Source organism: Stenotrophomonas sp. 107298_Sma (assembly GCF_056480345.1).
In genome coordinates this window covers 4,203,416-4,216,355 of record NZ_CM151094.1, presented here as the reverse complement: position 1 = coordinate 4,216,355, position 12,940 = coordinate 4,203,416, and the positions used below count along the sequence as shown (strand labels likewise).

The following is a 12,940-nucleotide window of genomic DNA, read 5'->3' as shown; positions in this document are numbered from 1 at the left end:
GTGGCCGGCCGCGGCGAAGCTGGGCACCTCCACCCAACACCGCCTGCCGCCATGCGCTACCGCCTCGCCGTTCTTGATATCGCCGGAACCACCGTTGCCGACCCGGGACTGGTCGCCCGCGCCTTCGTTGAAGCGATGGCCGCCGCCGGCCACGCCATCGACGTAGAGCACGTGCGCCCGTTGATGGGCTACCCCAAGCCGCAGGCGATCGCCCGCCTGTTGGGGACTGCGGTGGACGACCCGCACGTGGCGCCGATCCATGCCGACTTCGTGGCGCGCATGCTCGAGTGCTACCGCCATGCACCGGGCATCGCGCCGCTGCCGGGTGCCGAGGTACTGTTCGAAACGCTGCGCGCGCACGGCATCCGCATCGGCCTGGATACCGGCTTCTCGCGTGACATTGCCGAGGTGATCATCGAGCGGCTCGGTTGGCAGGATCGCATCGATGTGTTGGTGGCCAGCGATGAGGTCCCGATGGGTCGCCCCGCGCCGTACATGATCCATGCGCTGATGCAGCGCACCGATGTGGATGACGCCGCCGCTGTAGTGAAGGTGGGCGACACCGAGGTCGACATCAACGAAGGCCGCAATGCCGGCGTCGGCCTGAACATCGCGGTCACAACCGGTGCGTTCACCCGTGCGGAACTGCTGCCGCATGGTCCGGACCACATCATCGACCACCTCGACCGCCTGCCGGCGCTGCTCGGCCTGGCACGTTCCGGCACGGTCGCCGCTGCATGAGCCGGCCCTCGCTGCGGGCTCGGCTGCAGGGGCATCGGTTGGCGCTGACGGTGTTCGCCGGCAGTGCCGCGCTGTCCACCTATGCATGCATGTATGCCTTCCGCAAGCCATTCGCCGCCGCATCGTTCGATGACCAGCATCTGTTCGGCGCCGACTACAAGGTGTGGCTGGTGGTGGCGCAGGTGCTGGGCTACATGTGCAGCAAGTTCATCGGCGTGCGGGTGATCGGCGAACTGCGCGCCGAGCGCCGCGCCAGCCTGCTGCTGGGCCTGATCGGCATTTCCTGGTTGGCACTGCTCGGCTTCGCGCTGGTGCCGGCGCCGTGGAACATCCCGTTCCTGTTCCTCAACGGCCTGCCGCTGGGCATGGTGTGGGGCCTGGTGTTCAGCTACCTGGAAGGGCGACGGACCACCGAAGCGATGGGCGCGATCCTCGCCTCCAGTTTCATCATGGCCTCCGGCGTGGTGAAGTCGGTCGGAAAATGGCTGCTGCTGCAGGGCGTTAGCGAGTTCTGGATGCCGTTCCTGTGCGGCCTGCTGTTCCTGCCGCTGCTGCTGGTGTCGGTACGCATGCTGGAACGCATTCCCGCCCCGGATGCCGCCGACCTGCGCGAGCGCTCGCCGCGGCTACCGATGGACCGAGCGCAGCGTCGCGCCTTCGTGCGCCGCTTCCTGCCGGGGCTGGCGCTGATGATCCTGTGCTACGTGTGCCTGACCGTGGTCCGCGATTTCCGCGACAGCTTTGAAGCCGAGCTGTTCCGCGAGCTGGGCTACGGTGGCAGCGCCGGCGTGTTCGCCGCCATCGAAACGCCGGTGGCGTTCGCGGTGCTGGCACTGACCGCCGGCCTGACCTGGTTCCGCAACAACCTCAACGGCCTGATGGCGCTGCACGCGCTGATGTTCATCGGCTTGGCCACTGCAGGACTGAGCACGCTGGCGTTTCGCGAAGGCATGCTGCATCCGCTGGCGTGGCTGGGCCTGGTGGGCTTCGGCCTGTACCTGGCTTACGTGCCCTTCAACTGCGTGTTCTTCGAACGCCTGATCGCCACCTTCAAGGTCGCTGGCAACGTCGGCTTCGTGATGTACCTGGCCGATGCGTTCGGCTACCTGGGCAGTGTGCTGGTCCTGCTTGGCCACGAATTCTCTGGCCTGCAGCTGTCGTGGGTGCGCTTTTTCTCCAGTGCGGTCATCCATCTGTCGCTGCTGGGCGGTGCCTGCCTGCTGCTGTCCCTGCTGTACTTCCACCACAAGGCGCTGCGCCTGGCCCGCATGCCAGCACTCGCCTCCGTCTGAGTCCATCACCCATGAAGAACACAACCGCCCTCGTGGTCGGTGCCGGCATCGTCGGCCTGGCCGTGGCCCGCGCGCTGGCCGTGCGTGGCTGCAAGGTCACCGTGCTGGAGCGCCATGAACGCGCTGTCGGCGCCTCCATCCGCAACTTCGGCATGGTCTGGCCGATCGGCGTGCCCAATGGACCGCTGTATGAGCGCGCGCTGCGCTCGCGGCAGATCTGGCAGGAGCTGATCGACGTGGCCGGCCTCTGGCACGATCCCAGTGGCTCGTTGCATGTGGCCCATGCCGACGACGAATGGGCCGTGCTGCAGCAGTATGCGACGGCCAATGCGCAGCTGCGCCCATGCCGCCTGCTGGATCGGGATGCGGCGCTGGCGAAGTCGCCGGCATTGGTGGCGCGCGAGCTGCGCGGCGCGCTGTTCAATGCCGATGAGCTGGTGGTCGATCCGCGCCAGGCGATCCGCGCGCTGCCGGACGTGCTGCATGAACAGCACGGTGTGCAGTTCCATTGGCGCACGCCGGTAACGGCGGTGGAGAGCGGTCGGGTGTGGTCCGGCAGCCGCCTGTTCGAGGCGGATCAGGTGTTCGTCTGCAGCGGTCCGGAGTTCGAGCAGTTGTATCCGGAGCGGTACGCGGCAGCACCATTGACCCGCTGCAAGCTGCAGATGCTGCGGTTGGCCGCACAGCCGTCCGGGTTCCGCCTGGGTGCGGCCCTCTGTGGCGGCCTGTCGCTGGTGCACTACGCCGGATTCCGCGAGGCCGCCGATGTCGCGCCGTTGCAGGCGCGTTACCAGGCCGAGCATGCCGACCTGATCGAGCTCGGCATCCACGTGATGGCCGCGCAGAACGGCCAGGGTGAAATCACCATTGGTGATTCGCATGCCTACGCACATACGCACGATCCGTTCGATGAGCACGCCATCAACCAGAAGGTGCTCGATTACCTGTCCCGTTTCATGCAGGTACCCGACGCGCGCATTGCGCAGACCTGGCACGGCATCTATCCCAAGCTGCTGGATGGCAGCAGCGAATTCGTCGCCGAGCCGGCACCGGGCGTGACCATCGTCAACGCCATCGGTGGCGGTGGTCTGGGCATGACGCTCAGCTTCGGTCTGGCCGAAGAGCTGGTGGACGGCCGCTACACGGCGCTGCGGCGCGCAGCCTGAGGCGCTGCACGCGGCGGGTGCAATGCCCGCCGCGCTTTCGCTAGAGGTCGCTGCTGACCATCAGCTGCACCCAGTCACCGGCGAAGCAGGTGATGCCGAACTGCACCGCTTGCCCCTGTGGATCGACATTCAGCGAATGCACGCACAGCACCGGCCGTCGCGTCGATTGCCCGAGCACGCGCGCGACCTCGGCATCGGGCAGGCGCGCCATCACCGTGGTGTGCCGGCGCAGGTAGTCGGTCACCCCGAATGCGGCCAGCGTGCGGGTCACCGACGGCGTGCGTGCGAACACCTCGCCCAGCCCCGGGAAGCGGGTGGCCGGGAAATAGGCTTCGCTGTGGTCCACAGTACGGTCTTCCACCTGGCTGGAGTACACCACCCGATGCACGCGCTCGCCAGCGATCAGGCCGAGCGCGCGCGCTACCTGGCGGCTGGGCACCTGCACCCGGGTATCGATCAGGGTGTAGTGGCTTTCTACGTTCAGGTCATGCATGGCCCGGCCGAAACGCGTGCGTCGGCTGATCGGGTAGTGGTACGGATGCTCCTGCACGAAGCTGCCGCGGCCGGTTTCGGTGCGAATGTAGCCACGCTCCTCCAACGCCTCGATCGCGCGCCGCACGGTATGGCGGTTGACTGCGAAGCGCGTGGCCAGTTCCTGCGCCGAGGGCAGCTGGTCGCCTTCCACCAGCTGGCGTTCGCGGATCTGCCGCAGCAGCGCCTGTTCGATCTGCTGCCACAGCGGCAGCGCCGAATCGCGCGGCGTCAGGGCCGGGTCGGTCATGGTCATCAAACCTCCATCTGCGGCTGCTGGACTAGACAGGTGCACTGCACGTGCGGGCATATCAACGCGTTGCGGTTGCAACGGCATGACACAGACGGCGAAATCCATGGGCGAGCGCATTCTCGACAACCTGAAGCTGGTGCTGGCCGACGAGGTCGTGCACGGCCACGTGGTGCTGGACGGGCCGTGTATCCGCGCGGTGGGGCAGGGGCGGGTGGGGCTGCCGGGCGCAGAAGACTGTGGCGGCGACTGGCTGATGCCGGGGTTTGTCGAGCTGCATACCGACAATCTGGAGAAACACCTGGTGCCGCGCCCGGGCGTGGCGTTTCCCGCCGCGGCGGCCGTGCAGGCGCACGATGCGCAGTTGCTGGCTGCTGGCATCACCACGGCCTGCGATGCCTTGGCGGTGGGCGACGTGGAAGCCGACAGCGTGCGCGTGCGCAGCCTGCAGGCCGCCCATGCGGCGCTGGTTGAGGCGCGCCGCGCCGGCGGCCTGCGCAGCGACCACTACCTGCACCTGCGTGCCGAGCTGCCGTATTCCGGGTTGCTGCCATTGCTGGAGCCACTGCTGGATGATCCGGCGGTGCGCCTTCTGTCGCTGACCGATCACACGCCGGGGCAGCGCCAGTTCCGGAATCTGCAGCGCTATGCGGCCTACTACGGTTTGCCGACCGACACGAAGACCGGTTACCTGGATGAGCTGCTGCAGGCACGCCGTGCGCAACAGGCGCGCTATCGTCAAGCACACCTGCAACAGGTGCTGCAGTGGGTGCGCAGCCGCGGCCTGTGCCTGGCCAGCCACGACGACACGGTGGCTGCGGATGTAGATGAAGCCGTGGCCTGTGGTGCACGCATCTGCGAGTTCCCGACCACGCTGGAGGCCGCTGCCGCCGCACGTGCAGCCGGTCTGACAATCGTCGCCGGCGCACCCAACCTGGTGCTGGGCGGCTCGCATTCCGGCAACGTGGCGGCGCTGGAACTGGCACGTGCCGGCTGCCTCGATGTGCTGTCCTCCGACTATGTGCCCGCCAGCCTGCTGCCGGCGCTGGGCGTGCTGTGCGCGCAGCTGGGCTGGAGCCTGCCACGTGCGGTGGCCACGGTCAGCCATGCGCCGGCGCAGGCGCTGGGCCTGCAGGATCGCGGTCGCATCGGCGAAGGCCTGCGCGCCGACCTGCTGCGGGTGCGTGGGTCCACGCCGGACTACGTGGCCGAGGTCTGGGTGGCCGGCCGTCGCCTGCTGGCCCAGTAGCCGCCGCGGTGCGAACACCTAGACAGCTGCCCCGACCTGCCTAGTGGATGCCGCCTGCGCTTCACCGCACTGATCGAAAGTGGCCGCCATCGCCGCTCCCGCCGGAGTGGCCCACTTTCCCTTGCCGCCGCCATCGCCATGTCCACACTGCCTTCGCGCCATCCGCTTACCCTGGGTCTGCTCGCCCTGCTGCATGCCCCGCTGGCCGTCCAGGCCGCCACGCCAGCCGCGACCGATACCGTGCCCACCACCTCCGCCGTCGACCTGGACACCGTCACCGTGGTCGGCAGCATCGTCAGTGGCGAGAAACAGGCGCTGGATGCACAGCGCGAAGCCAGCCATCTGATGAACGTGATCAGTGCCGACGGCATCGGCAAGCTGCCCGACCACAACGCTGCCGAAGCCGTGCAGCGGGTTCCCGGTGTGTCGATCGAACGCGACCAGGGCGAAGGCCGCTTCGTTGCCGTGCGTGGCCTGCCGGCACAGTGGAACTCAACCACCCTCAACGGTGACCGTCTGCCGACCGCCGAAGAGGAAACCACCAGCCGTGCCACGGCATTCGATTTCTTCCCGACCGAGCTGATCGAGCGCATCGAAGTGAGCAAGACGCTCACGCCCGACCGCGAAGGCGACGCCATCGGTGGCCAGGTCAACTTCGTCACCCGCACCGCACCGACACGGCGCACGTTTGCCGCCAGCGTGGCCGGCAACTACAACGACAAGGCAGTCGACACCGGCACCAGCGCGAACGTGCTGTACGGCGACCGCAGCGCCGATGGACGCTTCGGGTTCCTGATCAACGGTACCTACTGGAAGCGCCCGTGGGCGACCGACAACTTCGAGCCGCGCCGCAGTGCCGACGGCCTGGGGGTCTACCGGCTGGAGCTGCGCGACTACACCGGCGAGCGCACCACGCGCGGCGTCAACGGTGGCATGGAATTCCTTCCGGCCGATGGCCATCGCCTGTACGTGCGTGGCCAGTATGGCGAGTTGAGCGACGATGAGACCCACTACAAGCACCGCTACCGGTTCGACAAGGACCGCGTGGAGCTGCAGAACATCCACAACGAGCTGATCACCGAATTCAAGACGTTCGAATTCGGCGGCCAGCACACCTTCGGCCGGGGCCAGGTGGACTGGAAGCTGGCCAGTGCCGAGAACGATTTCCGTTATGGCTGCATTCCCACCTGTGCCGACAACGCGTACTTCGTGGTCCAGTTCAACCAGGGCAAGGTCGGCTACCAGGGCCTGCAGGACCGTGGTGTGGGCCGCAACTCGTACAACACCCTCGATGGCGGCAACGTTGCCGCCGACACCCCCGAAACCCATCTGCCGCCGAGCTTCGCAATGGATCCGCGGAAGATGTCGCTGAGCGCGGTGGAGCTGTATCGGGTGGCGATCAATGAGAAGGACAAGGCGGTCGCGCAGCTGGACTTCAGTTTCGACGCGAGCGACACGCTGACCTGGAAGATGGGGGCCAAGTACCGCGACAAGCAGCGCCGCGCACGCTTCTCCGACGAGTTCTATGCCTGGAACTCCGCCACCGGCGGGCCGGTGCCGACCCTGGCTGACTTCCCGTTGATGGACCAGCCGGACCGCAGTGGCTACGACGTCGGCAATGGACGTGACTACGCCCGCGATTTCTCGCAGGTGGTACCGGTGCAGGCATTGGCCGAATGGTACCGGCAGAACAAGCAGCACCTGGTGCTGGTGCCGGGCGATTCGGCACTGGTGGCCAACGGCGCGGCGCTGGGTCGCAACTTCGACGTGGCCGAGAAGCAATACGCGACCTATGCGATGGCCACCTGGAAGCCGGACGAGCGCTGGGACGTGGTCGGCGGCGTGCGCCTGGAACGCACCGCCACCGACGTGCGCGGTCTGGTGCTGGAGCGTGACGCCGATGGCAGCAGCGCGCTGGTGCCCAACCTGGGCCGCAAGCGCTACACCTCGGTGCTGCCGCAGCTCAACGTGCGTTTCTCACCGCGCAGCGATCTCAACCTGCGGCTGGGCCTGACCCGCAGCTTCGCCCGCCCGAACTTTGGTGACATCAACCCGGGTGGCTCGTTCATGGAAGCCGATGGCACCTTCACCTCCGGCAACGCCAACCTGGACCCGACCTATTCGGACAACCTGGACCTGATGGCCGAGTGGTATGCCGGTCCGCTGGGTCTGCTGTCCGGCGGGGTGTTCTACAAGAACATCAGCAATCCGGTGTTCCAGAGCAGCAGCACCGGCAGCTTCAACGGCAACCCCAACGTCACCTTCTACCGGCCCGAGAATGGTGACGATGCCAAGCTGTGGGGCGCAGAGTTCGCCTTCGTGCGCCGCTTCGATTTCCTGCCCGGCCTGTGGAGCAACTTGGGCATCAATGCCAACCTGACCCTGATGGACTCGCGCATGCGCATTCCGGCGCGTAACGGCAACGTGCCGATCACCGGCCAGGCCGACCGCCTGTACAACGTCACCGTGTACTACGACGACGGCGCCTTCGCTGCCCGTCTGGCCACCAATCACAAGGGTGCCTACATCGAAGCGCACGGCGACAGCAGCGTCACCGACGCCTGGTACGGCGCCAACACCTCGGTCGACTTCAGCGCTTCCTATACCTTCGATCGCTGGACGGTGTTCGCCGAGCTGAGCAACCTCACCAACGAGCCGTTGAAGTACTACCAAGGCAGCCCGCAGCGCCCGCTGCAGGTGGAGTACTACGGCCGTCGTGCGCAGATCGGCCTGAAGTATCTGTTCCAGTGAGCCGTACCGGCGTTCTGTAGAGTCGAGCCAAGCTCGACTGCTTCTGCTCTTCAATCATCGCACCAGCGTGACCGCCTGCCCGGCACGGGCGAAGGCTTCAGCCAGCAACGGGCCGGCCTTGATCGCCTCCACTTCCTCGAACAACGCCCTCAGCGCGTCGGCCGGGCGGGAGGCCGGCGCTGCCACCGCCTGCTGGATCGCGGTGAAGCGGCCAGCCAGCACGCGGTGGCCAGGATGGATCTGTGCCCAGGCTTCCAGCGGCTGGCGCACGCCGGCGGCGGCATCCAGGCGCCGCTGCTCGAACAGGGTGATCGCCGCCGCCGACGTCTCTGCCCGCTCGATCATGGCGTGGCGCAGTTCGCGGCTGAGAAACAGGTCGTAGGCCGCACCGCGGCCGACCGCGATGCGCAGTCCGTCGCGGTCCAGGTCGGCCACCTGTTGCGAGGGGCTGTCCTCGCGCACCAGGTAGGTGCCTTCGATCTCCACGTATGGGGCACTGAAGGCGATGCGGTCGGCCCGCGCCGGATCGATGGCCAGGAAGGCCAGGTCCCATGCATCTTCGGCCGCTGCGGCGACCACCGACGCCGCAGCGTCGTGGCAGGTGAAACGGGCCTCCACGCCCATCCGCTGCGCCATCGCTGTGGCCAGCTCCAGTGAAGGGCCACGCGGTGAACGGGCATCACCCTGCGCCAGCACTGGGTTGCCCAGGTTGATCGCTACGCGCAGAAAGCCTCGCGGTGCCAGTGTGCTTCGATGATCGGCCAGGGACATGCAGGGCTCCGCGGAACAGGGGGGCGTCCAGCATGCCAGTGCTGCTGCGCAGGCAGCGTCAGCGTCCGGTTATCCTGCGCGGATGAATCCGATCCTGCATGTCGAGATCCCAGCCAGTGACCTGGCCCGTGCCATCACCTTCTACCAGCAGTGGTTGCAGGTGCAGGTGGACGAACCGATCCTGCTGCACGATTGCCGGATGGCCTACCTGCCGTTCGGCGATGAAGCGGCAGGGGCCAGCATGGCGCTGGTGCAGGGGGCGGACTACCGGCCGTCAGAACAGGGCGCGCGCATCTACATCGGGGTCGATGACCTTGATGCCAGCCTCGAGCGAGCCTTGCAGGTTGGAGCCGAACTGTGTTTCGGCCCCGCTGATGCCGGTGACTGGCGCGTGGCCGAGATCCGCGACAGCGAAGGCAACCGCATTGCGTTGCAGGCGCGCGCGATTCTGTAGAGTCGAGCCATGCTCGGCTGCTGTTGGTCGCGCCGTCAATGCACCAGTCGAGCATGGCTCGCCGCTACAAGTGGGTCGCGGCCCGCGAGCGCTGCAACCATTCGTTGATCGCCGGGTCCAGCCGCGGGTCGTTCGGCAGCTGCATGCCGAAGCGCTGCTGCAGCACCTCGCGCACATCGCCGACATCGTGCAAAGGGCGCTTGTCCGGTGCCTGCCCGGGCCGGTACTCGGTGTAGTTGCCGCTACCAATGGTGCGGCGCCAGTCCGGTCCGGTCAGCGACGCACGCAGCTGGCCGGGGAAGCTCGAATCCGGATGGGTGCACACGTACCAGTTGCCCACCACGTTGTCGATCGGGGCCGGTGACTGCAGGTCGAAGCGATACATCGCCCGCCAACCATCGCTGGACTCGGCGGAGAGCACGAAGTCTCCGTCGCCGGGCAGCCGCTGCAGCAGATAGCGTTCGTGCGGCGTTGCCTGCGGCTGCGCACCCTGCAGGCGCAGAGGTACGGTCGGGGTCAGGCTGCCGAAGCCGGCGTCCACAAGCCATTCGTCACCGTCTACGTGCACGCGCAGCAGCAGGTGGGTGCGCGCCGTGAGCTCGCCGTCCCGTGCCGCCAGTAGAACGCGCGCGCTCAGCGGCTGCGCATCGAAGCCCAGCGCCTGCAGCAGCGCCAGCAGGCCGCCGTTGAGTTCGAAGCAGTAGCCGCCACGACGTTCATCGAGCAGTTTGCGCTGCACGCTGTCCAGGTCGATCGGCACTGCATCGCGCAGCAGGCAGCTGAGGGTTTCGAATGGCAGCAGCGCGTTGTGGCGCTGCTGCAGCAGGGTCAGGCCAGCCAGCGTTGGCGGTGGCGGTGCATCCAACTGCAGGCGCTGCAGGTAGCGGGGGACATCGAGCGTCGTCATGCGGCCACCGGTCGGGGGAGGGAGGTCCACTGTGTTCCCCCAACCGGGGTTGAGGTCAAGCACTGCGCGGGTGTCATCCCCCCGTCGCCTATGCCGGGTACAAAGGCCGCGTCCGCCAGCAAACGGTGGGACTGAACCAAAAAAAACCTAAAGTTGCCCCATATCCAGCCGATACAGGTGCGTCCTTCCGCCTGGAGTCTGTCATGTCGGCCGTTGTCCCCCACCTCCGGTCCCTGCGCATGCGGCTTGCCGCTTTGCGCTCGGCGTCCCCCGGCCTGCTGCTGTGGCTGCAGCCGCACCGGCTCAGCGTGGCCAACAAGCTCAAGGCGACCCTGTGGGTCTGTGGCCTGGGCCTGATCGCGATTGCCGCCGTCTACGCGTGGACCGGCCATGCCAGCACGCAGGCAGCGCGCAGCCAGGCCAGCTACCAGCACGGCAGCGATCTGGCCGCGAGCCTGGCCACGCGGGTGGCCGAGGCGCGTCGTCTGCAGACCCAGTATGCACGCAGTTTCGATGATGCCGACCGCGCGCAGCTGCTGGCGACGCAGAAGGCGCTGCAGGCCGATCTGCAGGCGCTTCGCGCGATGCCGATGGACGCCGGACGGCGCAAGGCGCTGCGGGCGCTGACCGAAGCCGCCGGCGCGTTCTCGCAGGGTGTGGCCGCCCTGTTCGAACGCGTCGATGAGATGGGTCGTGGCGATGCCGGCCTTGCCGCGCAGCTGCAGCAGGCCGCTGACACCCTGCAGGCGCAGGTGGATGCGCTGCAGCGGCCGTCGTTGGCGCTGTCCCTGCAGAAGATGCGCCGACAGGAAGCACTGCTGCTGCTCGATGGCGACTCCACCCATGCCGACCGTGCGAGCGAAGAGAAACTGCCATTCGATCTCGGGCTGGTGGGCCTGCCGACCGATGCGCAGGATGCCCTTCGCAACGGCATGGAGGCCTATCAGGTCGCGTTGCTGGGCTATACCGCCGCCCGCGTTGGCCTGGATGTGGAAGCACAGTCGCTGCTGGACACCGCGGCCAGCGTCGCACCGGCGCTGAGCGCCTTCCAGCAGGCCCAGGTCGCCGCGCTGGGCAAGGCACAGGCGCGCCAGCAGGCCGGTGCACGCACCATGAGCGTGCTGTTCGCAGTGACCCTGCTGCTGGTCGCCGGTGTGCTGATCACCAGCCTGATACTGGTGCTGCGCGCGGTACGCCAGCCGATCCAGGACACCCTGCGCTTCGCCAGCGACATTGCCGAGGACCGCCTGGACACCACGCTGCGTGTGTACAACGCCAACGACGAGATCGGCCAGCTGGCCCAGCGCCTGGTCCACATGCAGCAGCGCCTGCGCGCGCGTATCGAAACCGAGCGTGCGGTAGCGCGCGGCAATACCCGCGTGCGACAGGCCTTGGACAGCGCACAGACCGGCTTGATGGTGGTCGATGCCGAAGGCCAGGTGGCGTATGCCAACCCTGCGCTGCTGCAGCTGCTGGATCTGCAGGCCGAAGACCTGGTGGGCGGTGACGCGGTGCGCCTGCACCCGGCGCTGGCCAGCCTGGCCGGCGTGCGCCAGCGCGAGGAGCGCGAGATCGGCCACGCCGGCGTGCGCTACCAGTTGATCGCCAACGCCATCATCGACGAGGGCCATTTCCTTGGTGTCGCGGTGGAATGGCGCAGCCGCGCCCTGGAAACCCTGCTGGAAACCGAGGTGGCAGCCCTGGTCGATGCCGCCGCACACGGTGACCTGCACGGACGTATTGCACTGGACGGCAAGCAAGGCTTCGTGCGTACGCTGTCGACCAGCATCAACCGGCTTCTGGTGACCTTCGAAAGCAACCTCGGCGATCTACAGGCATTGCTGGCGGCACTGGCACGCGGCGATCTCAGCGTGCGCATGGAAGGTGAGCTGCAGGGCGTGTTCGCGCGCATGCGTGACGATGCCAATACCACCGTCGCGCAGCTGGGCCGCATCGTCACCCGCATCCAGCAGGCCACGTCCAGTCTGGATACGGGTGTTGGCGAAATCGTCGCCGGTCACCACGACCTGTCACAGCGCACCGAGCAGCAGGCGGCCAACCTGGAAGAGACTGCAGCATCGATGCATGAACTGACCGATACGGTCGGCCGCAACGCCGATGCCGCAGGCCGCGCTGATGCGCTTGTCCAGGGCGCGGCGGCAGTGGCCCAGCGCGGCGGTGAGGCGGTCGGCCAAGTGGTGGCAACCATGCATGGCATCAGCGAGGCGTCTCGACGCATCGGTGACATCACTCAGTTGATCGATGGCATCGCCTTCCAGACCAACATCCTCGCGCTCAACGCGGCGGTGGAAGCGGCGCGCGCCGGAGAGCAGGGTCGCAGCTTCGCCGTGGTGGCCGCCGAAGTGCGCCTGCTGGCACAGCGCAGCGCCGAGGCGGCCAAGCAGATCAAGGGGTTGATCGAGGATTCGGTGGCGCGTGTCGGGCAGGGCAACCAGCAGGCCGAACAGGCCGGCACCACGATGGGCGAGATCGTCGGCAGCGTGCAGCAGCTGGCCGAGCTGTTGGCCGGCATTCGCAGCGCGTCGCAGGACCAGCATGCCGGCATCGCGCAGGTGAACCAGACCATCGTGCAGATGGAAGCCAGCACCCAGCGCAACGCCAGCCTGGTGGAAGAGGCCGGCGCCTCGACCGCACAGATGCAGGCGCAGGTGCATGCCTTGGCCGAGGCGGTGGGGGCGTTCCGCCTGCAGTCGATGCCGCGGGCGCGCGCTGCGGCGGCCTAGCTTGCGGTTCCTTGTCGGCTGGCGGGGAATCAGCCGAGCGTAGGCTCGGCTCTACATCGGCTGCAGGAACACTGTAGAGCCGAG

General features: G+C 67.4%; 10 protein-coding genes. 7 read left to right on the top strand and 3 right to left on the bottom strand.

Annotated elements, in window-relative coordinates; genetic code table 11:
- The first annotated feature begins 51 nt into the window (after positions 1-51).
- The 3 genes from ACZK2G_RS19515 to ACZK2G_RS19505 are packed head-to-tail and all read left to right on the top strand — an operon-like array spanning position 52 to position 3,199.
- Entirely contained in the window at positions 52-741 is a 690-nt protein-coding gene (locus ACZK2G_RS19515; protein ID WP_478474159.1) for an HAD hydrolase-like protein, read from the top strand.
- Positions 738-2,033: a DUF5690 family protein gene (locus ACZK2G_RS19510; protein ID WP_136639393.1), complete on the top strand. Its 1,296-nt coding sequence runs from the start codon at positions 738-740 to the stop codon at positions 2,031-2,033. The genes ACZK2G_RS19515 and ACZK2G_RS19510 overlap by 4 nt, the downstream gene beginning before the upstream one ends.
- 11 nt (positions 2,034-2,044) lie before the next feature.
- A complete protein-coding gene (locus tag ACZK2G_RS19505; protein ID WP_253078598.1) occupies positions 2,045-3,199 on the top strand; it encodes a TIGR03364 family FAD-dependent oxidoreductase in 1,155 nt (384 codons plus the stop codon).
- A 40-nt stretch (positions 3,200-3,239) separates the two neighbouring features.
- Here ACZK2G_RS19505 and phnF read toward each other — a convergent pair whose 3' ends face one another.
- Positions 3,240-3,986 carry a phosphonate metabolism transcriptional regulator PhnF gene (phnF, locus tag ACZK2G_RS19500; RefSeq protein WP_253078597.1) on the bottom strand — a complete coding sequence of 249 codons (747 nt, stop codon included), beginning with the start codon at positions 3,984-3,986 and terminating at the stop codon, positions 3,240-3,242.
- Between the two features lie 100 nt (positions 3,987-4,086).
- Here phnF and ACZK2G_RS19495 point away from each other — a divergent pair, with 100 nt between their 5' ends.
- Positions 4,087-5,229: an alpha-D-ribose 1-methylphosphonate 5-triphosphate diphosphatase gene (locus ACZK2G_RS19495; RefSeq protein WP_478474158.1), complete on the top strand. Its 1,143-nt coding sequence runs from the start codon at positions 4,087-4,089 to the stop codon at positions 5,227-5,229.
- Positions 5,230-5,367: 138 nt separating this feature from the next.
- Positions 5,368-7,980 carry a TonB-dependent receptor gene (locus ACZK2G_RS19490; RefSeq protein ID WP_337302257.1) on the top strand — a complete coding sequence of 871 codons (2,613 nt, stop codon included), beginning with the start codon at positions 5,368-5,370 and terminating at the stop codon, positions 7,978-7,980.
- 54 nt (positions 7,981-8,034) lie between these two features.
- On the opposite strand, the gene ACZK2G_RS19485 is transcribed toward ACZK2G_RS19490, so the two are convergent.
- Positions 8,035-8,751 (bottom strand): transporter substrate-binding domain-containing protein, encoded by a 717-nt coding sequence (locus ACZK2G_RS19485; protein ID WP_478474157.1) that lies wholly within the window; start codon positions 8,749-8,751, stop codon positions 8,035-8,037.
- A gap of 82 nt (positions 8,752-8,833) precedes the next feature.
- Here ACZK2G_RS19485 and ACZK2G_RS19480 point away from each other — a divergent pair, with 82 nt between their 5' ends.
- Positions 8,834-9,205 carry a VOC family protein gene (locus ACZK2G_RS19480; protein WP_046987302.1) on the top strand — a complete coding sequence of 124 codons (372 nt, stop codon included), beginning with the start codon at positions 8,834-8,836 and terminating at the stop codon, positions 9,203-9,205.
- Positions 9,206-9,269: 64 nt separating this feature from the next.
- Here ACZK2G_RS19480 and ACZK2G_RS19475 read toward each other — a convergent pair whose 3' ends face one another.
- Positions 9,270-10,112 carry an arylamine N-acetyltransferase family protein gene (locus tag ACZK2G_RS19475; RefSeq protein ID WP_046987301.1) on the bottom strand — a complete coding sequence of 281 codons (843 nt, stop codon included), beginning with the start codon at positions 10,110-10,112 and terminating at the stop codon, positions 9,270-9,272.
- Between the two features lie 203 nt (positions 10,113-10,315).
- On the opposite strand from ACZK2G_RS19475, the gene ACZK2G_RS19470 reads away from it, so the two are divergent.
- Complete coding sequence (locus ACZK2G_RS19470; protein WP_478474156.1) at positions 10,316-12,856, top strand: methyl-accepting chemotaxis protein; 2,541 nt, start codon at positions 10,316-10,318, stop codon at positions 12,854-12,856.
- Positions 12,857-12,940 lie beyond the last annotated feature (84 nt).

What these genes read in the sequence shown, in the direction of transcription:
- ACZK2G_RS19510 (WP_136639393.1), top strand. Translation starts at nt 738, where the DNA reads ATGAGCCGGCCCTCGCTGCGGGCTCGGCTGCAGGGGCATCGGTTGGCG.
- ACZK2G_RS19505 (WP_253078598.1), top strand. Translation starts at nt 2,045, where the DNA reads ATGAAGAACACAACCGCCCTCGTGGTCGGTGCCGGCATCGTCGGCCTG.
- phnF (WP_253078597.1), bottom strand. Translation starts at nt 3,986, where the DNA reads ATGACCATGACCGACCCGGCCCTGACGCCGCGCGATTCGGCGCTGCCG.
- ACZK2G_RS19480 (WP_046987302.1), top strand. Translation starts at nt 8,834, where the DNA reads ATGAATCCGATCCTGCATGTCGAGATCCCAGCCAGTGACCTGGCCCGT.
- ACZK2G_RS19515 (WP_478474159.1), top strand. Translation starts at nt 52, where the DNA reads ATGCGCTACCGCCTCGCCGTTCTTGATATCGCCGGAACCACCGTTGCC.
- ACZK2G_RS19490 (WP_337302257.1), top strand. Translation starts at nt 5,368, where the DNA reads ATGTCCACACTGCCTTCGCGCCATCCGCTTACCCTGGGTCTGCTCGCC.
- ACZK2G_RS19475 (WP_046987301.1), bottom strand. Translation starts at nt 10,112, where the DNA reads ATGACGACGCTCGATGTCCCCCGCTACCTGCAGCGCCTGCAGTTGGAT.
- ACZK2G_RS19485 (WP_478474157.1), bottom strand. Translation starts at nt 8,751, where the DNA reads ATGTCCCTGGCCGATCATCGAAGCACACTGGCACCGCGAGGCTTTCTG.
- ACZK2G_RS19470 (WP_478474156.1), top strand. Translation starts at nt 10,316, where the DNA reads ATGTCGGCCGTTGTCCCCCACCTCCGGTCCCTGCGCATGCGGCTTGCC.
- ACZK2G_RS19495 (WP_478474158.1), top strand. Translation starts at nt 4,087, where the DNA reads ATGGGCGAGCGCATTCTCGACAACCTGAAGCTGGTGCTGGCCGACGAG.